Below are 26251 nucleotides of genomic sequence, written 5' to 3' on the forward strand. Positions count from 1 at the left end.
ATCAGGCCCGCGTTGAAGGCACCGGCCTCGCCGATGGCCAGGGTGCCCACGGCCACGCCCTTGGGCATCTGCACGATAGACAAGAGGCTGTCCATACCGTTCAGCGCCCGGCTTTGTACCGGCACACCCAGTACCGGCAAACGGGTCTTGCAGGCAACCATGCCCGGCAGGTGGGCGGCACCGCCGGCACCGGCGATGATGACTTCAAAACCGCGGTCCACGGCCTGCTCGCCAAATTCCATCAATCGGTCGGGGGTGCGGTGCGCCGACACCACTTCCACTTCATAGGCGACCTGCAGTTTATCCATGATTTCTGCAGCACCCTGCATGGTGGGCCAATCACTCTTGGAACCCATGATGACGGCAACTTTTGCTTGCATGACTACTCCTGTTCAACAGCGTTTCAGCGACGTTTGTTTCAACCGTGTTTCAATTATGTTTCAACTATCTTTCAACGACGTCTAAACAACGTTCGGCATTTTGGTGGATCCGGGGGAGCGCGGATTATAACGAAAGGAGGGGGTGGCGGCTAGTCGGCTAATCGCCCAATGGTGGACATTACCCGAACGTCACGTTAAGGTATTGCGTCCTCACAAGTAAGCATCACGTATACCTAGGAGGTGTCCGCCCCATGATTGGTGCCATCGAAGCGTTACCTTAGTCACGACCATCAGTGTCGTCGACCACACATTACCAGGCTATCGCCAACGTCTCTAAGTAATTGTCCTTATTTATTGCCGATCCGTTTTTTACGGGATCTCCGCGTCCGTTGCCGCTAGCCAGGTCGTCTTAACCTACGCCAGTTCAGGTGCCATTAATCCGGTGTCTGTTGTCTGTGCGTATGCCTGCTCACCCGAGTACTCAGCTGCTCGAGCGCGAACAAGGAGATGAACTTGGAACTCTATCAATTTTCCAGCACCACTGTGCTATTGCTGCTGACCGCCTTTTACGGCGGCACCTATCTGATCACCACCTTTATCAAGAAAGAACAGGAAGACACCGACGCCTTCATGGTCTCCAACCAGAGCGTCGGCTTCGGCATAGGTGCAGCCAGCATGACCGCCACCTGGATCTGGGCGGCTTCTTTCTACGCCGCCGCCACCTCCGGCTATACCTACGGTGTTTCGGGCCCCCTGCACTACGGCCTCTGGGGTGCGCTAATGATATTGTTCATCTATCCCTTCGGTCGCCGCTTTCGCGCCCTTGCCCCCAAGGCACATACTCTGGGTGAAATCATCCACGCCCGTCACGGCTCTTCCAGCCAGTTGATCCTGGCATTATCCAACCTGCTCGGCAGCCTCATCAGCCTGATGGTGAACTTCACCGCCGCCGGTGCCCTGGTATCTGTGCTGTCGCCGTTGTCGTTTCAGACCGGCGTCATCATCGCCGGCGCAGGCGTACTGAGCTACACCCTCTGGTCCGGTTTCCGCGCTTCCGTACTGACCGATTTCGCCCAGCTGATCGCCCTCATGGCCATCGCCGTGGTGATCATCCCGGCGGTACTGTTTGCCATGGGTGGCCCGACCGAGATGCTCAATGGCTTTGACAAGCTCACCCTGCAACAGGCCGACCTGTTCTCGACCGACGCCATACTGCATCAGGGCGCGCCCTACTTCGTGGCCGTGCTGGCCTATGCGATCGGTAACCAGACCATTGCTCAGCGGTTGTTTGCCGTGAATGAAAAACACATCAAGCCCACCTTCATCACCGCTACTCTGGGCTATGGCGCCATCGTCATCGGTCTGGGCATGATAGGTCTGATGGCCCTGACCACAGGGGTTGAGCCGCTGAACGGCGACATGAATAACCTGATCCCGCAGATGGTGTCTTCTTATCTGCCGCCGGTGTTTATAGGATTGTTCTTTATTCTGGTGATCGGCTCTCTGTCGTCCACCGCCGACTCTGACCTGTCGGCGCTGTCGGCCATCATGATGGCCGACGTCTATGGCAAGAACATCGCCAAGGGCAAAGCCTGTCCCAAGCGCATGCTGTTTATCGGCCGTCTGACCATGGTGGCAGCCACTATGGTCGGTATCATTTTTGCCAGCTTCTCATTCGATATTCTGGTGATGCTGGTGTTTGTGGGGGCGCTGTGGGGCGCCATCGTGTTCCCGGTTATCGCCAGCTGCTTCTGGAACCGGGTCACCAATCGCGCCTTTACCAGCTCTGTGGTTGCCGGCCTGCTGATGTTCTGCATAGCCCGCTTCGAACTGGTGCCCATGACCGGCCCCATCGCGGTGCTGTTCGAGCTGCTGGCCAGCATCGGCGGCGGTGTAGTGATCGGCCTGATGGTGTTTGGCTTCCTCGGCACCCGTGCCGGTTTTGTAGCCGGCATCATTGCCGGGGTCGCGCTGATGTTCTTTGCCACCGGATTTTTGCGGGAATATACGGTGCTGCTGTCATCTCTGGTGGCCTACGGCGTCAGCACCCTGGTCTGTGTGGCCGTGAGTCTGCTCGACAGCGAGCAGTTCGACTTCAATCTCATCAAAAAGCGTGTGGGTCACTACGACCAAGGGCTCGATGCCGCATATACCGCTCAAATTGCCAAGGAGTCCTGATAATGAACGATCTGACCTTAGGAGCCTATATCCTGATCTGGCCCGCCCTCACCCTGTGGATACTGGTGGTGATTTGCAAGGCAGTGCTCAAGGATATGCGCGAGGCTAAAAAAGAAAACCGCGACCTGGTGTAATCACCTGTATCACGGCTTGCAGAAAAACAAAGGCGGACTTCAGGGTCCGCCTTTTTCATGGTCAATACAGGATTAGCAGCCAATTATACCAATCTGGAAAACTAACTGATCTACTTGGCTTCACGGTAAAGGTCGAACGAAGGGTTCACTCCCCCGACACGCTAAACCGCATCCCTGCGACGCTCAGCACATGACATCCTGTCATGTGATGGTCGCTGGAGTAAAACCCTTCATTCTCCCTAATGCTGCGGAGTCGCCTGTGGAGCGACCTGCAGACAACTCGGTGCTAAGGAGAGGTAACAGAGAGCGCCTCCCACGACCGTGAAATGCCAGGGCCGAAAAATGCTCCTGCCGTTCCGGCATTCCCGCCCTCCCTGGCAGTCAGACGGCATTTCCGAGCCCCCACGGATGGGTTCATGGCGTGTCGTGGGAGGTGACTCTGTTTCCTCTCGTGTCCCGTTTTAAAATAGATCATATTTTTATTTAGATTGGTATTATTCGGCCGCATCTCTGTTTATTTCCTGCACTGCTGTACAGGCACTCGGCTCATCCCCCTGGCTGCCGGGCCTCCTTGGGGGTAATGCCAAACCGGCTCTTGAAGCTGCGGCAAAAATGGGCCTGATCGCTGAAGCCCCATTTATAGGCGATATCGGCCAGGGTTCTGCCGGTGCCACTGCGACGGATATCGGCCACGGCTCCCTGCAGGCGTATTTCGCGGATCCACTGGCTTACACTAAACTCCTCGCCCTGAAACAGCTTGTGCAGGTAGCGGGTAGAGATGCCGCAGGCCGCCGCCACCTGCTCCGGGTTCAGATTCGAATCACGGATGTGTTCACGAATATACTGCTCCACACGCTGCTGATGCACCTGACACAAGCCGCTGTCTTCACTGGCGATGGCACGCTGATCGCCTTCCACCGCCAGTGCAAACAGCTCTATCAGCTGGCGCAGCAGGGGCTCTGTCTGGCGGTCGTCCAGATAGGCCACCTGATGGGTGATGCTGCGGAAAAAATCGAAAAAAACGGCACCCAAGCCCTGGCTGCGATCGAATTCGCTGAACAGGTGGCGCTCGGGCAGCCGCAGTCGGGCACGCAGCAAAGAGTCGGGCACCCGCAGCACCCACAGGCTGTTGTCGTTCTGATACTCGAATTCGTAGGGTTTGTCGCTGCGCTCCAGAATGAAACTGCCGGGTCGGCAACGCACGCTGCGCCGCTCCTGGCTGAAATGCACTTCCTGCCGCTCGGGAATGGTGATGAGAAAATGATTATCGCCGTGCGGGTTGATATGCTGCCGCAGACGTTGGTACTGGGTGGGGGAGCTGCTCAGAAACGAGATGCCAAACGGCGCCACGTCCCAGTTCCACAACTGCCCGTAAAAGCCCTGTCGCTCGGTGAAACGCAGGTCCATATCGAAATAGGTGCTTCCTATCACCTCACGCCAGTAGTCCTGTCGCTCCGGCACCGGCAACAGCGTGGTGTGATGGCATAAATGCATGCTCGCTCCTTCGCAAATCCATTGCGCACTGGTCAAAAAACCGCCGGACATGTAACCATGGTCCGGCGGTAACCTCAAGAATACGAGTGCTGAAACGGGATCCTCAGCTCATTCTGGTCAGGCGATAGCAGTTGTTGGCCTCCAGCACCAGGCACCAGCCCGGACGTACCACTATGTTGGTGGTCGGCTCCTCCACCACTGCCGGCCCCATGATCTCCAGCCCCACGTCCAGCCGTTCGCCGTGGTAGACACCGGTTTCAATCCAGTGGCCGTCGGCATCGAACAGCATGGGTCTGTGGCCCATCAAGGCATCGGCCAGAGTACGGCCAGTGGCGGCCAACTGCTGCGCCGGCGGCTTGCTCACCTTGCCGGTGAGGGTAGATTCAATGTTCACCAACTCCACCGGGTTGTTCGGCTCGCTGTAGGTATACAGCTCTTCGTGGCGGCGGTGGAAGGCCTCTAGCAGGCCGTCTATCGTGTCGGGAGTAATTTCGCCGCCGGGGAGTTCGACCGGACATTCGTGGATCTGCCCCTGATAGCGCATTTCCACGCTGCGCGACAGGCTGATGTCGCCCAACTGGAAGCCATCGGCCAGCAGATGCTCGGTGCCCTGGCTCTCCAGCTCGTGAAAGCGCTCGTTGAGCAGGCTCAGTTCCGCCTCCCGGTGGATAGGCATGGGTTCCGAGGCCAGGTAGTTGTAGCGCACGTCCGAGATGATCTGGCCGAAGGCGCAGAACACGGAAGCCACCTTGGGCACCAGCACGGTACGGCTGCCAATTTCCTCGGCCAGGGAGCTGATGTGCATGCCGGCCGCGCCGCCGGCGCAGACCAGAGCGAAGTCGCGCGGATCATAGCCCCGCTCGATGGAGACCCGGCGAATACCGTTGACCATGTTGAAGTTGACGATGGTGCTGATGCCGTAGGCCGCCTTTTCCACACTGATGCCGAGCGGGTCGGCCACGTGCTTTTTCACCGCCTGCCAGGCCGCATCCCGGTTCAAACGGATGGTGCCGCCCAGCACGGCGTCCGGGTTAAGGTAGCCGAGCACCAGGTTGGCGTCGGTCACGGTAGGACGGGTGCCCCCCTTGCCGTAGCACACAGGCCCTGGGGTCGCGCCCGCACTTTCGGGGCCCACCTGCAGCATGCCGAATTCGTCCACCTGACAGATGGAGCCGCCGCCGGCGCCCAGGGTTTCCACCTGGATCATGGGCACGCCGATACGGTAGCGTAAAAAGTCGATGTCCTTGCTCAGGTTGGTATGACCGCCCTTGGTCAGGGTAATGTCGAACGAGGTACCGCCCATGTCCACCGTAATCACGTTATCGATGTCGAAGGGGCGCGCCACGTAAAGACCGGCCTGGGGCGCAGAGGCAGGGCCCGAGTTGATGGCGTTGACCGCCCTGCCCTGCATGGCCTCGCCGATAGCCAGGCCACCGTTGGACTGAAAGTAACGCACCGGATATTTGGCGCCCAGGTTCCTGAAGTACTCGTCGATACGCTCCACATAACGGCGCATCACCGGGCTCAGGTAGGCGTTCACGACCGTGGTGGAGGTGCGGCTGTATTCGCGGATCTGCGGGTACACCTCACTGCCGGTACACACAAAGACCCCGGGCAACAGCTGCTCGATCAGCTCCTTGGCTCGCCGCTCATGGCCCGGGTTGCGCACCGCCCACAGGAAGGAAATGGCCACGCTTTCGACCTGCTGCTCTTTGAAATAGGCCGCCGCGTCGATAATTTGCTGCTCGTTGAGCTCGCTGTACTCGGTGCCATCGGCCAGAAAGCGGCCGTCTATGCCCCGGCGCAAATGTCGCGGCACTATCATGTGAGCCGGGGGGAAGTCGGCCTCGTAGCGATAACCTTCTTCCTTGTGGCCCAGTCGAATTTCTATGCTGTCTTCGTGGCCCGTGCTGCACAGCAGGCCAACCTTGACCCCTTTCTTCTCGATTAACGCATTGAGCGCCACAGTAGTGCCATTGATGCACAAATCGCATTCCTGCACTATCTGGCTCACCGGCTTGTTGAGCGCCTCGGCAATCTGTCCCAGGCCGTGGTGGATGGCAATAGTGCCGTCCTCGGGGGTAGACGGGCTCTTGAATACCCGAATATTGCCGTCGTTCTCGGCCAGTACGAAATCGGTGAAGGTGCCGCCGGCATCCACGCCCAGACGATATTTGCTACGCATAATCAGTTTCCTTACCTTTTAAAGAGTTCAGCCACGCAGGCGTTCGGTCTCGGCCCAGTTCACGCTCAGGCAATCGGGATTGAGCGCCACGCCGTATTCCAGTTCGGCCGCTTCCAGCGATACCAGATCATTGCGCACGTCTTCCAGCACCGCCTTGGGGTCCCGCTCGAAGGCAGGGCCATAGCCACCACCGCCCGGGTTGATGTTGGTCACCCGCTCGCCCGGTTTAATGGTGAGCATGGTGTTGTGCTTGTGCACCTGCTGGCCGTCTGCTCTGTCCACCACCAGCTTGCCCAGCTTGGGCTCAAGCAGCCGGTTCTCGGCACCTGCCGCCCCCAGGGTGGCAATTTGGCGGCCTTCGCCGAAGGCGATGACCTGCATTTCGTGATCTCTCGGCTCTACTTCCCAGGCCGTGCCCGAACCACCGCGATACTTGCCGGCACCCCCGCTGTCCTGCAGCAGGCCATAGCGGTGAATGATGATCGGGTAGGAATATTCGAGCAGCTCTACGTCGCCGGAGCTGAGCGCACCGAAGCAGCACAAGGGCCCCACCGCGTGCCAGCCATCCATCACCTGGGTGGCACCGGCACCGGAGATAATGGAAGCCAGTACCATGGTCACGTACTGCTCGCCGCTGCGCGGATCCATGCCCGCGATATTGATGCCGCTGGCATGGCCCCAGGACGCGGTGACCCGCTCGGGAGCAGCCTGCTCCAGAGCCTGGCGCACGGCGTCGGTCAGGGTTTCCATCGGGGTGGTCGTACAGTTGACGTGGGGCGCCGGCTCAACCGCATTACACAGGGTACCCTTCTCGCCCAGATCCACGGTCACACAGCGATACAGGCCCTCGTTGTAGGGCGGAGGCAGCTGGGCAAACATCATCAGACCCAGATAGACGCCGGACAGGGAGTTACCCTCGTAAGAGTTGATGAAATACGGGATTTGCGGCGGACTCTGCACGGCAATGTGCAGCTGGTCGCCGGTGACCGTGATGGTACTGGTGATTTCCATCTCGCCAAAGCCGTGACCGGCATCTTCCAGCATGGCACTGCCATGGTAGACGCCATCGGGCACGTCGCGGATCAATGAGCGCATCTGCCGGTCGGCCATGTCTTTCAGCTCGGCGATGCAGGCCTTGACCGTATCCACCCCGTATTTGTCGAGCAGAGCAATCAGATTGCGCTCCCCCACCCGGCAGGCGCCGTACTGGGCGTTGATGTCCCCTTCCTGATCGCGCCTTGCGCGCATGTTGGTGAGCAGCAGGTTGATCACGTCTTTCCGGGGCTTGCCCTGTTCCCACAGTTTGACCGGCGGAATGCGCAGGCCCTCGGCGTAAATTTCCTTGGCGTCCGGGTTATAACCGGCCGGCACCGGACCGCCGATGTCGGTGAGGTGACCCTTACACACGGTCCAGAACACCAGCTCGCCTTTGTAGAACACCGGTTTGTACATGCAGCAGTCCAGGATGTGACTGCCCTTGTAGGCCGGGTCGTTGTGATAGATGACGTCCCCTTCCTGAATGTCGCCGTCGAAGAACTCGGCCACCGCCTTCATGGCCGGGATCAGCGAACCCAGGTGAATAGGAATGTCCTGGCCCTGAAGAATCATCTCGGGAAAATGGTCAAACAGGGCGTTACTGTAATCGTGAGCCAGGTTGAACACGCTCGAACGCCCGGTCTTTTCCAGGGTGAGAGTCATTTCCCGCTGGGTGGTTTCCAGCGCTCCGCGCACCACCGCCAGGGTTATGGGATCTACATGTGTGGCCATCGTCTACCTTCCGTTTTATGACTGGCTGAATGACGGTTAACAAACTGTTACCGCAACGTTTCGCCGCCAGTATAAAAGCCGTTCCCCCCGGCCGAATTGACGATGAGCGCACCCGCTTTTGACCATCAACGCACCCGGCAGTGATGCACTGGCTGGCAATAGCCGATGCGCTCAGGTGCAATTTTCTTCCTGTCGGGTCCTTTTATGCTGCATGGGTCAGTAATGGCTCAACAGGGGTTGAGCCTTATCCCGAGTGAAAAGGAGTTTGCCATGGCGAATATTTCGCACCCCCAGAGTTCGGATCCGGACTTCACCCGTTCACCCGTGCCCCAGAGCGCACGCATGTCCCGTTTCGGCCTTACCATGGCCTGGTGGTCGGTGTGCAGTGCCATGTTCTGGCTGGTCGTGTCTGCCACCCTGGCCATTCATTACGGCACCGTCAATACCCTTATCGGTCTGGGCCTGTCGGCGCTGTGCTACAGCCTGATCAATGCCGTTATCAGCCGCCATGCCATCCGTACCGGGCTGTCGGTGGGGCTCTTTTCCCAAACGCTGCTGGGAAGGTCGGGGGCGGCCCTTGCCACCCTGATTTTCTTCGCCACCGCCATTTATTACGGGGTGTTCGAAGGCTCGGTGATCGCGGTGGCCATTCAGGGTTACTTTCCGTCCCTGACCCTGAACCAGGCCTATTTGCTGGTGGTGCTCTACAGCGTGCCTCTGGTACTGGGCAGCGTGCAGCGCTGGCTCGACAAGCTTAACGGCGTGCTGCTGCCCTTCTACCTGCTGGGGCTGGCGGCAGCGGTGCTGATGACCCTCAACACCTACGGCTACAGCCATGCCTGGCTGGAACTGGGGCCGGAAGGCGGTGCGTCAGCCGACGGCTGGTGGCGCTGCTTCAGCTACTTCATGGGGGTGTGGATCCTGATGATGTACACCTGGGACTATGCCCGCATGGGCAAAGAGGAAGACGCCGACTACCACGCCCGTTTCAATTTCGGACTGCCCTTCTATGCGTTTACCTTTCTGGTCAACGGCGTGGTCGGCATCTTCCTGGCCGCCAGCATTCCCACCGATGGGCCCGTGACCGAGGTGTCGGTGGTGCTGGCTCTGCTGAAGCTGATGGGCTTTGCCGGTCTGGCCTTCGTCTGGGTCAGTCAGACCCGCATCAACACCGCCAACTTCTATCTGGCCACCATCAACCTGCAGAGCTGTCTGGAAAAAGGGCTGGGACTACGGCTGCCCAAGCTGGCCTGCGGCGTGCTGGTGGGCGTGGTGGTCTATCTGCTGATGCTGACCAATGTGTTCGAGTTCATCCTGCAGGCGCTGGCCTATCAGGGCATCTTCGTGGTGGCCTGGGTGGGTCTGGCGCTGAGCCATATTTTCTTCGACCCGGGCACGGTACGCTACGGCGAGCAGGCCCCTCGTTTTCGCTCGGCCGGCCTGGGTGCCTGGCTGGCGGCAGCGGGACTCGGAATCGGCTGCATGATAGCGGGCGAACAGTGGAGCAACCTGTCGGCGCCCCTGTCTTTTGTGACCGCCTTCGGCCTCTATAGCGTGCTCAACCGGCGTTCAGCCCGCCTGGCCTCCGCAGCGCAGTCTGAAGCCGATCCAGCTTCCTCCTGAAGCGACAACCGCAGCCGGCTGCAGCTCAAACAAAGTTACGAAACAAAATAACTAACGTTATTCTGATCTGGCCCGCCATCACCCTGTGGGTTCTGGTAAGGCGGACCTCTGGGTCCGCCTTTTTCATGCTCAGTAAAGGCTCTGCAGCCAGCGGGCGTAGAGCGGTATCCCCACCAGCACGTTGAAGGGAAAAGTCACCGCCAGCGCCGCCAGCATGGCCAGACCGATGTCCGCCTTCTCGATGGCCGCGCCAATGGCCGCCGGCGCCGCTATGTAAGAGGCGCTGGCCACCAGCGACACCAGGATCACGCGCCGTGCCTTGCGGCAGCTCCAGCAACAAGGCCATCAGGATACCCAGCCAGGCCAGCACCAAGGGCGCCAGCAGCGCGAACAGCATCACCGGCCAGCGATGCCAGGGCACAGGGCACAGCGCCTTGGCGGCACACAGCCCCATCTCCAGCAAAAACAGCGCCAGCAAGCCCTTGAAGGAATGAATGAACAGATCGCTGACCGGCGCCGCCCGCTCGGGACCGTAGAAATAACCAATCAACACGCCGCCGGTCAGCAACACCACGCCCCGGCTGGTCAGCGCCTCGTGCCAGACGCCGCCATGACCGACCTGCTCGCCCTGCCCCGCCAGCCGTTTGTAAAGGGAAATGGCGACGATGATGGCGGGCAGCTCCAGCAACACCAGATACAGGGTGGTTTCCGGCGCTATGTCCAGCTTCAGGCTCTGGGCATAGGCCAGCGCCACCGCGAAGGTACCGGCACTGACCGATCCATAGTGGGCGGCCAGGCTGGCGCTGTTGGCCTGATCGAGACGCAGCAGCCGGCGGGCTATCGGATAACACAGCAGAGGGATCAGCACACCCAGCGCCGCCACCGCCAGCAGCTCCGGCACCAGCCCCCAGTGCAGGTTGCCATGCAGTGCCAGCCCCCCCTTGAAACCGATGGTCAGCATCAACAATATGCTCAGGGTGTCATACGCCGCCTTGGGCACCTGCAAATCCGAACGGGCCAGTCCCGCTACCACGCCCAGCGCAAAAAACGCCACCACTATATCCGGCATGAATTCCTCTCTTGTCATTATGTTGTAACCGCAGTCAACCGGATGAGGGCGGTGGTACCGCCTGGTTGACCCTGAAGATGGCAGACATAGTGCGGAACGCGAGATATAGTTACCAATAAATGTTAATAACAGCAGATATAGATAATCATCAATGAATGTTCGTCATCTGACTTTTCGCCTGCTGCAGGTGTATGTGGCCGTGGTGCGGCTGGGCTCGGTATCCAGGGCCGCCAGCCAGCTGCATCTGACCCAGCCCACCGTATCCCAGCAGCTCAAGCGCCTGGCCGAAGCGGTGGGCGAACCTCTGCTGATCATCGGCGAAGGCCGCATCACCCCCACCCTGGTCGGCACCGAGCTATATCATGCGGCATTGGATGCCCTGAGCCGTTTCGAGGACTTCGGCGGTTTTTTGCAGGATGCTCGCCAGGGCACCCGCGGCAGTTTCAGCATCGGCGTGGTCACCACCGCCAAATACATACTGCCGCGCCTGCTGGGGCCCTTTAACCGTGACTTCCCGGGGGTCGAAGTGTCCATCAGCGTCGGTAACCGGGGCTATATTCTGGATCGTCACCGGCACCAGCAGGACGACCTCTACCTGTTCAGCCATCCCCCCACCGGGGAGCACACGCTGAGTGGCCGTTTTATCCATAACCCGCTGGTGCTGATCACCCCACCGGATCACTGGGCGGTACAAGATCCTCCCGCCGATTTTTCGGCCTTGCTGGAAGAGCGTTTTCTGCTGCGCGAGCCGGGCAGCGCCACCCGGCTGGTGTTTGAGGAATGGCTGCGCAAGCGCAACCTGCAACTGAAGCGGGTCATGCAGATAGAGAGCAACGAGGTGATCCGCATGAGCGTGGAGCAGGGACTGGGGCTGGCGGTGTTGTCGGAACACACCCTGGCCGAGGGCGAGCACAAGGTCGGTCGCCCGGCGATTCCCGGGTTTCCGCTCGGCAGCCACTGGTATCTGGTCTGCCACAACAACCGCCGCATGCCCTATGCCGCCGCCAATTTCGTGCGCTTTATCAACGACAACCTGGCCCACTGCGTGGATGAACGGTATATACACAACGATCTGGCCGCCCTGTTGGCGCAGCTGGGTGCCCGGCACTGAACGCCGTGAATGGCGGTAGTGCCGATACGGCAGGAGCATTTTCGGCCTTGGCGCGAATGGTCGGCTGAGCAGGTACCTTTGTCCACCTTGATGCTTAGACATCGCCTGTTGGCACCGTCTGCTGGCCATTCGGTGTGCCGGAAGAAGCGGCCGAGAGTTCGCGATTTGCTCATTATCGCCCTTCATCCTCAAAGGTGATATCCTGCCCGATCAAAGTACAGACACGTACACCAACCACACGCAGAACAGACTCGATAAAAAATGATTGATAGCCGCTCCAACCTGGCAGACCGCCTGTGAAAATACCCAAACGACTACAGCCTCTCGTCGATGACGGTTTAATCGATGAAGTGATCAGCCGTCTCATGAGCGGCAAAGAAGCCGATATTTTTGTTGTCCGCTGTGGTGAGCACATTCGTTGCGCCAAAGTCTATAAAGATGCGGTGAAACGCAGCTTTAAAAAAGCGGCGCAATATCAGGAAGGGCGAAAGGTTCGCAGTGGCCGCCAGGCTCGCGCCATGGAAAAACGTTCGAACTATGGCCGCCAGGAACAGGAAAAAATCTGGCAAAATGCCGAAATCGATGCGCTGGCCCGCCTGGCCCATGCCGGTGTGCGCGTACCCGAAACATTCGGTTGCGTCGATGGCATCTTGTTGATGGAACTGGTCAGTGATGACGCGGGCGATGTCGCACCACAGCTCGGTGAGGTGACCATGTCGGCAGAACAGGCGATGGAAGATCACGCCACCATGATGCATTACATTATGCTCATGCTTTGTGCGGGCATTGTACACGGTGACTTGTCCGAATTTAACGTACTGGTTGATGATCAGGGCCCTGTGATTATCGACTTGCCACAAGCGGTTAATGCCGCCGCCAATAATAGCGCGAAAGCCATGTTCGCCCGCGACGTCAACAATATGCGCCGCTATTATGGCGAGTTTGCACCCGCCTTGTTAAAGACCCAATACGCCAAGGAAATGTGGGCACTGTTCGAAGAAGGCAGCTTGACACCCCATTCAACCCTCACGGGTGAGTTTGAGGATGACAGCGACAGCGCCGATGTAGACTCCATACTGGAAGAAATAAAAGCGGCGATGGAAGAAGAATACGAGCGAAGAGAACGAATCCGCGATGCCGAGCAAGATGCCTGAACTTGAAAAAGGGCGCACGTCGCAATAAATCTATTACAGCATCCAGCTTGCCTGTCGTCGTTCCAGCAGCGCGCCTTCCGGCCCCCGCCCCTGCTCGGTAATGGCTACCCGGCCCCGCTCGACACACAATACCGTTTGGGCTCGGGTGCCGTAGTCCGGACTCTGAATGAAAATGGACGACAACAGGCTTTCCCATTCCGGGCCGACGCCGGTGTTGGGCAGGTGTTCGAGCGCGGCCCGGGTATCGTCATCGAGCAGGCCGAAGGCCGTTCCCTCATGCACCGGCCCTAGTGTGGCCAGCCCCTGCTTGAGCAGCTCCACCTTGGGCCAGGGGGTGTCGAGCATGGCGTTGGACAGGCCATAGAGCCCCGCTCCCAGCCGGCGGGCATCCGCGCCGGGGCGATTGCCTCCATACCAGAGCTCACCACGGGTCAGATCCCCCACCAACAGGTTGAAACCGGCGTAATCATCGCCGTTGGCCAGCTTGTGACGTAAATAGGCCCCGGGATCCTGCTCGCCGGCCAGAAAATCGGCCACCAGCTCGCCGCGGCTACGCCCCCCGGGGCGGGCCCCGCCTTCCCGCACATTGGTCAGGGCGGCAAAGCGCCCCGCCCGGCTCATGCCCAGCCAGGTACCTCCGGCCTGCAGATCCCGCCCGGCCCAGATGTCGGGACTCTCCGGCCACCAGTGGGCCGCCGCCGTGGGGCGGGCATAGAATTCGTCCCGGTTGGCCAGCAGATGCAGGCGGCCCTGTTCAGGCTGCCACGAAAAGGCAATAAGACACAAAAGCGGGGCTCCTCAGATGATATCGACAAGGCTCTACTTTACTCCCGAGCGTGGCCCCAGGCCAGAGTCAGGGCCGCTCCGGTTCGTCGTTTCTTATCCGAACGAAGCTGGCGAATCGGGGCATCCGCTGACCGGTTTCACCCCGGTAACGGTAGGTGACGATGCTGCCCACCGCCGGCGGTTGTTGCCGCTGCCGATCGCTGAAACCGGTGCCCAGTTTAAAGCGGCGGCCATCGTCGGTTTCCACCAGCAAAGCGCCCAGCATGCCCTCAAATTTTCCCTGCCCGGGCAGGTGCGCCAGTACCCGGGCTTCCGCATCCTGGAAGCGCTTGAGCTTGAGCAGGTCCTGGTTGCGGGTCGGCAGATAGAGGCTGTCGCGATGGCGCAGCATCAGCCCCTCGCCGCCCAGGGCTTCCACCTCGGTGAGGTATGCGGCCAGGGCGGCATTATCGGGTAGCCGCCGCTGTTCTAGTAGCTCAATATAGGGGGAGTCAAGATGCGAAAACAGTCGTTCCAATGCCGTTAACCGCGTCTCGAACGGCAGCTCGCTGGCGGGCAGGTCGAACACCATGAAGCGAATCTGTCGCCATTCGGGCTCGTCGGGCCGGTAACGGCGTACCGCGGCCGACAGGTCTTCGAACCGCCCCCGACCCAGCCAGAGCTCGCCGTCGAGGGCCATATCGGGAAAGCCGGCCACAAACCAGTCGGGCGCCGAAAAACGATGACCGCCGCGCGACAGCAGCTCGCGCCCGTTCCAGTAGGCGCGTACCCCGTCCAGCTTTTCGCTGACCCGGTAATGGGTCACATCCTGCTGTTGATACTCGGCCGCCAGTTGCAGCGGTGGCAACGCCATGCTCTCGGCGTATCCGGTACCCGACAACAGCACCAACGGTAGCCATAACGGTAATCTGTTCATTCTCAACCCTCCCTGGTAGAAACAATAGCGACGGTATGAAAATCAATCGCCAACCACCAAGAATAGTAGACCCCTGTAGGCACTGCTTTAGCTGTGCAATGTGGCGCAGCCACACCTCAACACCAATGTCTTATATATCGCCGTATTACCTGACCCCGTGCACCAGATCCGGCGTTGCCGGATTTAGCAGCTAAAGCAGCTACTACAGGGGGACTAGGCTCAGCCGGGTCATGCAAGAGACAGCGGGGATTGCCGTAGCCGACCGTCGAATGCCATGGACGGCATTTGCCGAGCGTCCCAGGGATGGGCTTGGAGCGTGTCGGCGGAGCGCAAGCGCGCTGCTGCTTCGCATTGCGATCGCTATCAGTTACGGTCTTGATCCGGCACCACATTGATAGGGCGAGCGGCAGACCAGCCCACAGTAAATTGCGCCAGCTGCAGCGCCAGCATCAGCATCAGCGCCCACTGCCAGTCGCCGCCGACATCGCGCAGCAGGCCCAGCGATACCGGCCCCAGCGCCGCCAGCAGATAGCCGATGCTCTGAGCCATGGCCGACAGGGCCGTGGCCTGGGCGGTGTTGGCCGAGCGCAGCACGAAAAACGACAACGCCAGACTGAGTGCACTGCCGCAACCCATGCCTATCAGCGTCGCCCACAACAGGGGCGCCGCCGCGGGCTGCCACCAGAGTCCGGCAAGACCGGCAAAGGAAACGATAAAGGTGCCCAGCACCAGCAATCGCTGGCTGCGCATCTTGGCCGCCAGTATCGGCATCAGCAGGTTGAAGGGAATGCCCACCAGGTTGATCAGCGCCGTGGCGGTGCCGGCATCATGGGCGTCCAGACCGTTTTCGAGCAGGATTTTCGGCAGCCAGGTGGCCATGGAATAAAAATAGAACGACTGCAGACCCATGTAGAAGGTGATGGACCAGGCTAGTGTGTCTCGCCACAGGCTGATGCGCACCGGATTGGCGGGACGCCCCACTCCCCTGACCTTCAGCATCGGCAGCCAGAACAGCAGGCAGAGCAGCGGCAGTATTGCCCACAGCGCCACCGGATAACGCCAGCTGCCAAACTGCTCCAGCAGAGGCACGGCCAGATACACCCCCAGGCCCGCCCCCATGCTCAGGGTGACGGAATACAGGCCGGTCATCAGCCCCACCTGTCGCGGAAAAAAGGCTTTCACCAGCCCCGGGATCAGCACATTGAGCACGGCGATGGCCAGGCCCAGCAACAGGGTGCCGAGGATCACCAGCGGATAATTGTCTACCAGCCGCAGCCCCACGCCCAGGCTTATCACCATGAGGCCGGCAATCGTCAGCCACTGGGGTGCCCAGCGGCGGGTAAGCCAGGGCACGCAGATGGACATAACGCCGAAACACAGCAGGGGCAAGGTGGTCAGCAGGCTGAAGGCACTGGCGCTGATATCCAGCGCGGCACGAATCTCCACCACCAGCGGCCCCACCACCACCAGGCCACCACGCAGGTTGGCGGCGGCCAGCATCAGCGCCACTATGGCCAGCAAAGCAATAACGGGACGGCCGTGGAAGGGGCCGTCGGGCGAGGTTGTTGTCATTATTATCCCTTGGGTGCGATGGCGGCCGGCAATACATGCTCTAACGGCAAGGCGCATCGACGATTGGTATGAAGAGCGACCATGTTAGGATTAGCGTCTGAAGAGAGCAAGTATCTAAAAAACATCAATTACTTGATGCAGCGCATGCCACTGACCCTGCCACTGATATAGTTAATAGTTAAATGGTTAATATCGGGCAAAAGCTGCAATAACAGGAAATCTCATGCTGGATCCAAAAGATATCACTGCCGTTATTCTGGCCGGAGGCGAAGGCCGACGCATGAAGGGCGCCGACAAAGGGCTGCTGGAGTTGTGGGGCAAGCCACTGGTCGTGCATCTGCTGGAGCGCCTCGGCCCTCAGGTAGGCAAGGTGCTGATCAATGCCAACCGCAATCTGGAACACTATCGGCAACTGGCGCCGGTGGTGCCGGATAACGTCGGTGATTATGCCGGCCCGCTGGCCGGGTTTGAGGCCGGGCTGAGCCATGCGCCCAGCGAATGGGTGTTGTTCGTGCCCTGCGACAGCCCGCTGGTGCCAAGCGATCTCGCACATCGTTTATGCGCCGCAATACAGCGCCACGATCAAATCGCGGTGGTGGACGACGGCATCCAGCTCCACTCCGCCACCGCCCTGGTGCACCAGTCGTTACTGCCGTCTCTTTACAACTATCTGGATGGCGGCGACCGCAAGCTGCAGCTGTGGTATGAGCGCCACCAGCTGGTGCCGGTAGACTTCAGCGACCAGGCCGATGCCTTTATCAACCTCAACACCGAGGCAGCCCTGCAGGAACTGGAGCAACGAGGACAGAAATAAAAACATAAAAAGGGGTTGGCGTCATTTCAATCAAATGACGCCAACCCCTTTTTTGCATCCGCGCCCATGCTTAATGCCGTCATCTCCGTCCGGACCCTCACTCCTTGCACGCGGAAGTGACGATAATCCTGCTCCTGCAAGAGTGACACCGATCAACCAATCTGAAGATGCCATCAGGCACCGAGTGCGTCGGCGAACTCGCTCTCCTCCCCCCTTCGTGATCGCCTCCGCCCTGCTTAATACAGTGTTAACAAACAGTTAAGCACATCAACAACAAACACTTCACTTATTTGTATCAAATGGTGTAATGTGTATCGAATATGTTTTACTGTTGTTATCTTTATGTCGAACGGGAGAGGGTTATGAAGAGTATATGGATATCGCTGTTTGCCGCCGTCGGACTCTGGCATGGCCAGGCTAGCGCAGCCACCACAATGCGGGTTGCCACCTGGCTTTCACCCACCAGTGAAATGAATGCCACCGTGCTGCCCATCTGGGGGAAGTGGATTGAGGAAGCCACCGAGGGTCGGGTCAGGCTCAAGCTTGAACACGATCTGGGAGCACCCCAGAGCATGATTGATTTGGTTCAAGATGGCGCGGTAGATGCCTCATGGACGTATCATGGTTACTTTCCCGGTCGTTTCAAACTGACCACCATCGCCGAGCTGCCCAACCTGGGTGCCGGGGCCGAAGCCGCCTCGGTGGCGCATTGGAAGATCCACGAAAAATACCTGGCCAAGGCCCACGAACATGGTGAGGTGGTCGTGGCCGGTCTGTTCACCCACGGTCCGGGCGAAATCCACATGCGCTCGCCCATCAACAGCCTGAGCGAGCTGGCCGACAAGAAAATCCGCATCGGTGGTGGTGTACAAAACGCCATCGGCCAGCAACTGGGCATTACCGGCGTGGCCGCCCCCACCACCAAGGTCTACGAAATGCTCACCCAGGGCGTGGTAGATGGTGTGTTCAACCCCATGAACACCAAGCGCAGCATGCGCTTCAAGGAAGTGGCACCCTACACCCTGAAAATGCCCCACGGCCTGTACCTGGGCAGCTTTGGCATCTTTATCGGTGAAGACTTCTTCGACCGCATCTCCAGTGAAGACCGGGAGGCCATCATGGCGGTATCCGGCGAGAAACTCTCGGCCATGGCCGCCCGCGCCTGGGTGCAGGCAGACCAGGAAGCCGAACAGGATGCACTGGAATACGGTAATACCATCACCCCGGCCAGCGAGCAGGATGTGCAGCTGTTTGCCGAGCTGACCCAGAACATTGAACAGGACTGGCTGCAGGACGTGGCCGACCGCAAGGTGGATGCTCCGCAGGCCCTGCAGGAATTCCGCCAGATTGCCCGTGACTATCAGGCCCAACTGGACTCCCAAGGATAACCACCATGATTGCCCATGTTTCCCGACTCTGGTGCAGCAGTGCAGCCGCGCTCAAGCGGCTGCTCAATCTGCTGGCCGGCCTAATGCTGTTGCTGATGATGCTGATCACCACCGTCGATGTGGTTGGCCGTTACCTGTTCAACAAACCGATGGTGGGTGGCTCCGAACTCATCGAGATCATGCTGGCCGCCTCCATCTTCCTAATCCTGCCCACCATCACCTGGCGGCAGGAGCATGTGTCGGTCGATCTGGTCGAACCCTGGCTGCCCCGCTGGCTGCGTGTCACCCGGGATCGGCTCTATCATCTGTTCATGACGGCAGCTTGTGCCTATATGGCAATGACGGTGTGGAAGCTGGCCGAGCGGGCCGACCGCTACAACTCGGTGAGCGAATACCTGGCTATTCCCAGCGCTTATGCCATGTACCTGATCGGCATCAGCCTGTGTCTGACCGCCCTGACCTTTCTGGTGATGACGCTACTCGGTGATCCAGAGGCCCAGAACAGAGCCGTGACCAATCCCGCCCAGGAGGCGCCTGCGTTATGATGGAATCCCTGCTTGGCTTCGCCATCCTGCTGTCGCTGATTTTTCTGCGCGTCCCCATCGCCTTCGCCATGGCTGCCGTGGGCGTGGTGGGCTATGCGGCCCTGATGGACTTCAACTTCAATGCCGCCCTGTCGATCAGCGCCCGACGGCTGCTGGATACCGCCCAGGATTACGGCCTGAGCGTGATCCCGCTGTTTATCCTGATGGGTAACCTGATCAGTCGCTCCGGCCTGTCCAACGAGCTGTTCACCGCGTCCCATGCGCTGGTTGGCCACCGCAAGGGCGGCATGGCCATGGCGGCCATCACCGCCTGCGGTGGTTTCTCCGCCATCTGCGGCTCCAGCCTGGCGACCGCCGCCACCATGTCGCGGGTGGCCATACCGCCCATGCGCAAATACGGCTATGCCGACAGCCTGGCCTCTGCGGCCATCGCCGCCGGCGGCACCCTGGGCATACTGATCCCGCCCAGTGTTGCGCTTATCATCTACGGCATCCTCACCGAGCAAAGCATTCGTGATCTGTTCGCCGCCGGCTTTATTCCCGGTGTGCTGGGTGTGCTGCTTTATCTGGGCGCGGTGCGCTACGTGGTGTGGCGCGACCCCAAGGCAGGCCCACCCGGCGAGGCCATGAGTCGCGCCGAAAAATGGCAGGCCTTCAAAGGCGTAGGAGGCATCCTCAGCCTGTTCACCCTGGTGATGGGCGGTATCTACCTGGGCGTGTTTACCCCCACCGAGGCCGCCGGCATCGGTGCCGCCGGCTCTCTGGCCATCGCCATCAAGCGCCGTCGTCTGAGCCTGCAGGACTTGAAAGAGGTACTGATAGAAACGGCGCGTACCTCGGCCATGCTGTTCTGCGTGGTCATCGGCGCGCTCATCTTCTCGAACTTCGTCAACCGGGCCGGCCTGCCCGATCATCTGGTCGAGATGATTACCAGCTTCTCGCTGTCGCCAATGATGGTGCTGATGATGATCATCGCCATCTACCTGGTGCTGGGTGCCGTGTTCGAAAGCATGTCGATGATGCTGCTCACGGTGCCGGTGTTCTATCCCGTCATTCATAGTCTGGGGATGGATCCCATCTGGTTCGGCATCATAGTGGTGGTGGCCACCGAGATCAGTTTGATCACGCCACCGGTGGGCATGAACGTGTTCGTACTGACCGGCATGGTCAAGGATCTGAACAGCGCTACCGTGTTCCGCGGCGTCACTCCCTTCTGGTGCGCCGACATAGTGCGCCTGGCGCTGTTGATCATGCTGCCGGCTCTCACCCTCTGGCTACCGGAACTGCTTTACCGATAATTTAAACAATCACGACGCTTTACAGGTCGGCCTTTCTGGCCGACCTGCTTTCACAACCCAACCCCCATCTTCATCAGGAAACCTGTAAGGGATTACCATGTCTAAAAAACCCGTTTTTCTGCTGAGCGCGCTGGCCAGCCTTTCTCTGCTCGCCGGCTGCACCACCCTGCCCGATGCAGAGCAAGTCACCATACAACGTGACCAGCACGGCACCCCCCATATCTATGCCGACACCACCTATGGCCTCTTCTATGGCTACGGCTACGCCATTGCCCAGGATCGGCTGTTCCAGGTGGAAATGGCCCGCCGCAGCGCCCAGGGTACAGTGGCCGAGGTGCTGGGCGAGGAATTTCTGCCGCTGGACATCAAGGTGCGCCAGCACTACAACCCGCACGCCATTCAGGCACAGCTGGATGCCCTGCCCGCCGCCGACCGGGATATCCTCAGCGGCTATGCCGCCGGCCTCAACCAATGGCAGGCCAGGGTGCAGCAGGAACCCGGCACGCTGATGCCCAAGCAGTTTATCGACTACGGCTTTACCCCGGCACCGTGGAACGAGTTTGATGTGGCCATGCTGTTTATCGGCTCCATGATCAACCGCTTCGGCGACTACAATACCGAGCTGGAAAACCAGCAACTGTTACTCTCTCTGGAGCAGAAACACGGCAAACAGAAGGCACAACAGCTGTTCGACACCCTACTGCCTTATATAAGCGATAAAGCGGTGGACACCATTCCCGTCGGCGACTGGTCTGCCACAGGTCGGCAGCGGGTGGAACAGCAGCTCACGGCCGGAATAACGCACGCGGCTCACCCCAACGAGGCCCCGCTGCTGGCCATGCAACAGCAACCGCTGAGCCGCCAGGGCACCCTGGGCTGGCAAGGGTTCAGGGAAGCGCCCTTCAGCAACATGCTGGTGCTGGGCAAGGACAAGACCAAAGATGCCAGCGCCGTGCTGATCAACGGCCCCCAGTTCGGCTTCTACCAGCCCGCCTACACCTATTCGGTGGGCCTGCACGGTGCCGGTTATGAGGCAGTGGGTAACTCGCCCACCGGCTATGCCATGGTCGAGTTCGGCCATAATGGCCATATTTCCTGGGGCAGCACCTGGGGTGCCGGAGACAACGTGGATCTGTTCCGCCTGACGCTTAATCCGGGCAATCCGGAGCAATACCTGTACAAGGGCCAGTACCGGTCGCTGGAAAAAGAGCAGCAGAGCATAAAGGTAAAAGACGCCGCCGACACCGTCATCACCGTTTATCGCTCCGTTTACGGCCCCGTGGTCGACTACCGTCCGGATGAGGGCATCGCCTATGCCAAGCAAAGAGGCTGGGCCGGCAAGGAGGTCTCCACCCTGATGGCCTGGAACAAGGTCAGCAAGGCCAAAAACCACCAACAATGGCGGGATCATGTAGCGCACAGCGCCATCAACGTCAACTGGTACTATGCGGATCGGGACGGCAACATCGGTTATGCCCTCGGCGGTCATTATCCGGTGCGTCATCCGGGTCAGGACGGTCGCCTTCCGACGCCCGGTGATGGCAGTGCCGACTGGCTGGGACTGTATCCGTTTGATACCAACCCTCAGGTTTACAATCCCTCCAGCGGTTATATCGCCAACTGGAACAACCGTCCGGCTGAAGGCTTCCCCAACCCGGATCAGTGGTGGTACAGCTGGAACCAGATAGACAGGGTGCAGGAAATCAACTCCCGGGTCGACGCCATCGACAAACTGACCCCGGATCAGGCCTGGGATCTGATGATGGAAGCCTCTCTAGCCGATCCCAATGCCCGTTTCTTTGTCCCCCACCTGGTGGAACTCGCCCAGAGCAGCCAGGATACCCGGCTGCAGCAGGCCGCCCGCCTGCTGGCCGACTGGGATTACCTGAACACGGACGCAGACCGCGATGGCCGCTATGACAATCCCGCCTCCGCCCTGTTCCGCGCCTGGCTGCAGGCCATGCTGTCCCAGACCTATCAGCCGCTGATCCCGGCCCAGAAGCTGTCCTGGTACACAGGTCCCGGTTATGGTGATGCCGAGGGCATAGTGGCAAATGGCTATAACATCAGCACCAGCACCAAGGCACTGGGCGCCTGGCTTAACCGCAGTGTGGTAAACACCGACCTGCTTTCCGGCCGCGATGGCGACAAATTGCAGCTGACCGCCCTGAAACAGGCCATCGACAAGCTGAGCCAGAAATACGGTACCGACAGCAGCCAGTGGCTGGGCCAGGTCGATGTGCTGGAATTCGGCCACAAAAACTATATCGGTGTGCCCCAGGCCAACCCGGACGAGGCGGTGCGTACCCCCATCGCCATGAACCGGGGCACCGAAAACAACATGACGGTATTCAACGGCGCCGAGGTGAAAGCCTATGAAGTGGCGGCACCGGGCCAGTCCGGCTTTATCGCGCCGGACGGTACCCGCTCGCCCCATTACCGGGATCAACTCGACGACTTTATCGAGTTCAGGCTGAAGCCGGTGTGGCTCAAACCAGAAGACGTTGCCGCCGCCAGCCAGAGTGAAACCGTGCTGACCGTTGAGCGTTAAAAGGCAGCACCTTAACAACAAAGAGCGGGCCTATGCCCGCTCTTTGTTTTTCCTGATTCTGTCTCCGCTCAGCCTTTACGCCTTGTATTTCGGCAGGTAGTCCGCATCCTGAAACAGCCGCTTGCGGTCGGGTTCCACCGCCGTCAGCGGGCTGACGCTGTGCATGCTGTCCAGGCAACGTCGAGTCAGGTCGATATAGGTTTGGGTGCCCTGGCGTTTCCATTCGATTTCTTCATCCCGAAGCTCTCGCATCACCCTGGCGGGCGTACCAGCCACCAGCACTCTGGGCGGTATCTGCATCTCGGCCTTGACGAAAGAATGGGCGGCCACGATGCTGCTCTCGCCTACCAGGGCACCATCCATCACCACCGCATTCATGCCGACCAGAGCGTTTTCGCCCACCACACAACCGTGCAGTATGGCGCCGTGCCCCACATGGCCCCAGGGGTGCACTATGGTGTCGGTTTCGGGAAAACCGTGCATCACGCAGTTATCCTGAATATTGGCATTCTGCCGGATATGGATGCGGCCGAAGTCGCCCCGTAACGAGGCCAGCGGCCCTATATAGCAGCCGCGCTCGATAATCACATCACCGATCAGTACGGCAGTGGGGTGCACGTAGGCCCCCTCTTCCACCACGGGGCGGATCCCGTCTATTTCATAGCAATGCATCTTGTTACTCCATTAATACCAATTCGTATAAAAATCTGATCGTTTTGTGAACTCGAGTGCAGAGGCAACATAGCCGTCTCCCACTACACGCTACGAGCGCGGTGGAGCCTCCAGGGAGGGATTCACGGCGTGTCGGGGGAGCTGGCCGTTTGTCCGACCTCTACTCAGAACAACCAAACAGATCAGTTATTTTATCTGTTTGGTTGAAACGGCTAGCGTCTCAAGCCACCAAAACGCAGGTAAAAGCCGGCATCGGCCGGGGGCAGCGGCCCTTCCGCCGTGCGTCCCCGGCTCCAGATGTATTCCTCCGCCGCCTGGTACACCAGGTTGTAGATATTGGCGCACAGGGTCCGGGCCGCCATGCCCGGCCAGCTCTGGGGCAGCAACGCCATCGGCAGGTGCGGGTCGCGCAGCTGTAACCGACGATAATGGTGAATAAGCAGGGTCCTCAATTGAAAGGCCTGTCCCGAGTCCAGCGTCTGGCTGTCTTCCAGCAGCGGCAACAGCGGCCGGTACAGCGCCAGAAATTCCTCATAGCGCCGGCTGATGTCCTCCAGCGGCCAGTTGACGCTGACCATGCGGGGCAAGGGCGGGGGCGAGTCCAGCCCCAGATCCAGGGTGTTGGCCTGAAACACCACCACCTGCTCGCCCATCTTCAGTTCGCGCAGCAACTGACGAAGCTTGCCCTGATCCAGGCCCGGATACGCCATCAGGTTGGGGGAGATACTGGCGCAGCCCAGCCATTCCAGCTCTTTTTTCAATTGTGCCTTGGCTTCCAGCTCCAGCGAGCTGAGCAGCACCAGATCCCAACGGCCGTCCCAGGTCTTCTGTTCCATATCGTAGATACGGATTTCGGCCTGCCGGAAACGGTGCGCACTACGCTCGGTGACCCGATAGAAACTCAGCCGGCCGATACGTTCCGAGGTCAGCCATTCATCCTTGGTCAGACGAAAGACAGAGGTGCGCACGAAGCGTTCGTTGAAGCCGAAATCGGAGACCATGTCGATCAGGCTGGCCAGGCTGATACAGCCACCGCGATGAATGATGGCGTCACCGAAGATGGTCATGATAAGCGAAGTGCCGCTGACGGTTTCGTAATCGAGGGCCTGCTGAATAAGCGGATTGAGTCGGGAGTCCATGAGGGTGTTTATTACCAGATTTTGTGAGTTGCCGGGCCAGAGCCCGAGCTGCAGCATGTATTGCGAGGGCAGAAAGCGAGCCTGCCTCATACAATGGAAGGCTCCATTACACCTCGGTTAAACGATTGATATCAAGCAAAAAGTGGCGTTTCCGCCACTTTTGTGTATCAGTCCTTTCAGGCGGTCTTGCGCAAATCCAGTACCCGCTGCGCCTTGCCGGCAGAGCGCGGCAACTGGCCTTCGGCCACTATGTCTATCTGGGTGGAAATGCCGATCATCGCCTTGATGCGGTGCTTGATATGGTGCTCGAGCGAATGCAGATCGGCACTGGCGTGATCGGTACGCAGCTCGACCTTGACCCGCAGCGAGTCCATATGACCGTGGCGGCTCACTTCCAGCTGATAATGGGGCGTCAGCTGGGAGAACTGCAGGATCTGCTCCTCGATCTGGGAAGGGAACACGTTGACGCCGCGGATGATCAGCATGTCGTCACTGCGGCCGGTGATCTTGTCCATGCGACGCATGGTACGGGCCGTTCCCGGCAGCAGACGTGTTAGATCCCGGGTGCGATAGCGGATCACCGGCATGCCTTCCTTGGTCAGCGAGGTAAACACCAGTTCGCCCAGCTCGCCGTCGGCCTGCACGTCGCCGCTGTGGGCATCGACTATCTCGGGATAGAAGTGATCTTCCCAGATGGTGGGACCGTCCTTGCTTTCCAGACACTCCATGGCCACACCCGGCCCCATGACTTCGGACAGGCCATAGATATCCAGGGCATCGATGCCCAGTCGCTGCTCGATTTCCTGGCGCATGGCATTGGTCCAGGGCTCGGCGCCGAACACGCCGACCCGCAGCGAACAGCCGCTGGCATCACCGCCCATCTGCTTTTCCAGTTCGTCGATGATGTTCAGGCAGTAGGACGGGGTCACCATGATGGCGTCGGGCTGGAAGTCCTGGATCAACTGACCCTGTTTTTCGGTCTGGCCGCCGGACATGGGAATGACCGCCGCACCCAGGCGTTCGGCACCATAGTGGGCACCCATGCCGCCGGTAAAGAGGCCATAGCCGTAGGAAATATGGATCTTGTCCTTGTTGCTCAGGCCGCTGGCGCGCAGCGAGCGCGCCACCACGTCGGCCCAGGTATCGATGTCCTTCTGGGTGTAACCCACCACGGTCGGCTTGCCGGTGGTGCCGGACGAGGCATGCAGGCGCACGATTTGCTCCATGGGCACGGCAAACATGTTGAAGGGGTAGTTATCACGCAAGTCCTGTTTGGTAGTGAACGGAAACTTGTTCAGATCCTCCAGGGTCTTGCAGTCGGACGGATGCACACCGGCCTCGTCAAACTTGCGCTTGTACATGGGCACGTTTTCATAGGCGTGATGCAGTGTCTTCTGCAGTCGTTCCAGTTGCAGGGCCTGCAGTTCGTCTCTTGAAGCCTGTTCGATATGTTCCATTTTAGTCATGAGTGCCTC

General features: G+C 59.6%; 21 protein-coding genes. 10 read left to right on the forward strand and 11 right to left on the reverse strand.

The genetic code is table 11. The features are described 5' to 3' along the window. On the reverse strand, positions 1–380 hold a 380-nt coding region (gene purE / locus UN63_RS10630), incomplete at its 3' end, for a 5-(carboxyamino)imidazole ribonucleotide mutase (protein ID WP_104486739.1). Between the two features lie 507 nt (positions 381–887). Between purE and UN63_RS10635 the strand changes: the two genes are divergently transcribed. Then, positions 888–2558 (forward strand): sodium:solute symporter family protein, encoded by a 1671-nt coding sequence (locus UN63_RS10635; protein ID WP_104486740.1) that lies wholly within the window; start codon positions 888–890, stop codon positions 2556–2558. Between the two features lie 2 nt (positions 2559–2560). After that, complete coding sequence (locus tag UN63_RS17230; protein ID WP_219821147.1) at positions 2561–2692, forward strand: putative transporter small subunit; 132 nt, start codon at positions 2561–2563, stop codon at positions 2690–2692. A gap of 546 nt (positions 2693–3238) precedes the next feature. On the opposite strand, the gene UN63_RS10640 is transcribed toward UN63_RS17230, so the two are convergent. The 3 genes from UN63_RS10640 to capB form a co-directional block, all read right to left on the reverse strand. Next, a complete protein-coding gene (locus tag UN63_RS10640; protein WP_181068230.1) occupies positions 3239–4186 on the reverse strand; it encodes an AraC-like ligand-binding domain-containing protein in 948 nt (315 codons plus the stop codon). A 103-nt stretch (positions 4187–4289) separates the two neighbouring features. Continuing rightward, the gene (gene capA, locus UN63_RS10645; RefSeq protein ID WP_104486742.1) at positions 4290–6371 is read right to left on the reverse strand and encodes a caprolactamase subunit alpha; all 2082 of its coding nucleotides are present in this window, start codon (positions 6369–6371) and stop codon (positions 4290–4292) included. A 27-nt stretch (positions 6372–6398) separates the two neighbouring features. Continuing rightward, positions 6399–8138, reverse strand: coding sequence for a caprolactamase subunit beta (gene capB / locus UN63_RS10650; RefSeq protein WP_104486743.1), 1740 nt, complete (start codon positions 8136–8138; stop codon positions 6399–6401). A 270-nt stretch (positions 8139–8408) separates the two neighbouring features. Between capB and UN63_RS10655 the strand changes: the two genes are divergently transcribed. Further along, on the forward strand, positions 8409–9761 hold the full coding sequence (locus tag UN63_RS10655; RefSeq protein ID WP_104486744.1) for a purine-cytosine permease family protein: 1353 nt from the start codon (positions 8409–8411) through the stop codon (positions 9759–9761). A 25-nt stretch (positions 9762–9786) separates the two neighbouring features. Here the strand turns inward: UN63_RS10655 and UN63_RS10660 are convergent, their stop codons facing one another. Then, complete coding sequence (locus tag UN63_RS10660) at positions 9787–10848, reverse strand: sodium-dependent bicarbonate transport family permease (protein WP_425320323.1); 1062 nt, start codon at positions 10846–10848, stop codon at positions 9787–9789. Positions 10849–10981: 133 nt separating this feature from the next. On the opposite strand from UN63_RS10660, the gene UN63_RS10665 reads away from it, so the two are divergent. Both UN63_RS10665 and UN63_RS10670 read left to right on the forward strand, forming a co-directional pair. Next, the gene (locus UN63_RS10665; protein ID WP_104486745.1) at positions 10982–11941 is read left to right on the forward strand and encodes a LysR family transcriptional regulator; all 960 of its coding nucleotides are present in this window, start codon (positions 10982–10984) and stop codon (positions 11939–11941) included. Positions 11942–12237: 296 nt separating this feature from the next. Beyond that, positions 12238–13095, forward strand: a complete 858-nt coding sequence (locus UN63_RS10670) for a PA4780 family RIO1-like protein kinase (RefSeq protein ID WP_104486746.1) — start codon at positions 12238–12240, stop codon at positions 13093–13095. Positions 13096–13128: 33 nt separating this feature from the next. On the opposite strand, the gene UN63_RS10675 is transcribed toward UN63_RS10670, so the two are convergent. From UN63_RS10675 to UN63_RS10685, 3 genes are all read right to left on the reverse strand, one after another. Further along, complete coding sequence (locus UN63_RS10675) at positions 13129–13881, reverse strand: NRDE family protein (RefSeq protein ID WP_104486747.1); 753 nt, start codon at positions 13879–13881, stop codon at positions 13129–13131. A 67-nt stretch (positions 13882–13948) separates the two neighbouring features. Beyond that, entirely contained in the window at positions 13949–14797 is an 849-nt protein-coding gene (locus UN63_RS10680) for a DNA ligase (RefSeq protein ID WP_104486748.1), read from the reverse strand. A gap of 363 nt (positions 14798–15160) precedes the next feature. After that, positions 15161–16369 carry a CynX/NimT family MFS transporter gene (locus UN63_RS10685; RefSeq protein ID WP_104486749.1) on the reverse strand — a complete coding sequence of 403 codons (1209 nt, stop codon included), beginning with the start codon at positions 16367–16369 and terminating at the stop codon, positions 15161–15163. A 223-nt stretch (positions 16370–16592) separates the two neighbouring features. On the opposite strand from UN63_RS10685, the gene mobA reads away from it, so the two are divergent. The 5 genes from mobA to UN63_RS10710 all read left to right on the forward strand — a co-directional run bounded on the left by mobA (position 16593) and on the right by UN63_RS10710 (position 22965). Then, a complete protein-coding gene (gene mobA / locus UN63_RS10690) occupies positions 16593–17183 on the forward strand; it encodes a molybdenum cofactor guanylyltransferase MobA (RefSeq protein ID WP_104486750.1) in 591 nt (196 codons plus the stop codon). Between the two features lie 362 nt (positions 17184–17545). Further along, entirely contained in the window at positions 17546–18571 is a 1026-nt protein-coding gene (locus tag UN63_RS10695) for a TRAP transporter substrate-binding protein (RefSeq protein ID WP_104486751.1), read from the forward strand. 5 nt (positions 18572–18576) lie between these two features. After that, positions 18577–19116, forward strand: coding sequence for a TRAP transporter small permease (locus UN63_RS10700; protein ID WP_104486752.1), 540 nt, complete (start codon positions 18577–18579; stop codon positions 19114–19116). Next, positions 19113–20414, forward strand: a complete 1302-nt coding sequence (locus UN63_RS10705) for a TRAP transporter large permease (RefSeq protein WP_104486753.1) — start codon at positions 19113–19115, stop codon at positions 20412–20414. The genes UN63_RS10700 and UN63_RS10705 overlap by 4 nt, the downstream gene beginning before the upstream one ends. Positions 20415–20511: 97 nt before the next feature. After that, positions 20512–22965: a penicillin acylase family protein gene (locus tag UN63_RS10710; RefSeq protein ID WP_104486754.1), complete on the forward strand. Its 2454-nt coding sequence runs from the start codon at positions 20512–20514 to the stop codon at positions 22963–22965. Positions 22966–23040: 75 nt separating this feature from the next. On the opposite strand, the gene UN63_RS10715 is transcribed toward UN63_RS10710, so the two are convergent. The 3 genes from UN63_RS10715 to paaK all read right to left on the reverse strand — a co-directional run bounded on the left by UN63_RS10715 (position 23041) and on the right by paaK (position 26242). Continuing rightward, positions 23041–23637, reverse strand: a complete 597-nt coding sequence (locus UN63_RS10715; RefSeq protein ID WP_104486755.1) for a phenylacetic acid degradation protein PaaY — start codon at positions 23635–23637, stop codon at positions 23041–23043. Positions 23638–23849: 212 nt separating this feature from the next. Beyond that, on the reverse strand, positions 23850–24866 hold the full coding sequence (paaX, locus tag UN63_RS10720) for a phenylacetic acid degradation operon negative regulatory protein PaaX (protein ID WP_219821148.1): 1017 nt from the start codon (positions 24864–24866) through the stop codon (positions 23850–23852). Between the two features lie 86 nt (positions 24867–24952). Continuing rightward, positions 24953–26242, reverse strand: a complete 1290-nt coding sequence (gene paaK / locus UN63_RS10725; RefSeq protein ID WP_104486756.1) for a phenylacetate--CoA ligase PaaK — start codon at positions 26240–26242, stop codon at positions 24953–24955. Between the last annotated feature and the right edge of the window lie 9 nt (positions 26243–26251).

Origin of the sequence: Oceanisphaera arctica (genome assembly GCF_002936955.1) — a bacterium.
GTDB lineage: Bacteria > Pseudomonadota > Gammaproteobacteria > Enterobacterales > Aeromonadaceae > Oceanimonas > Oceanimonas arctica.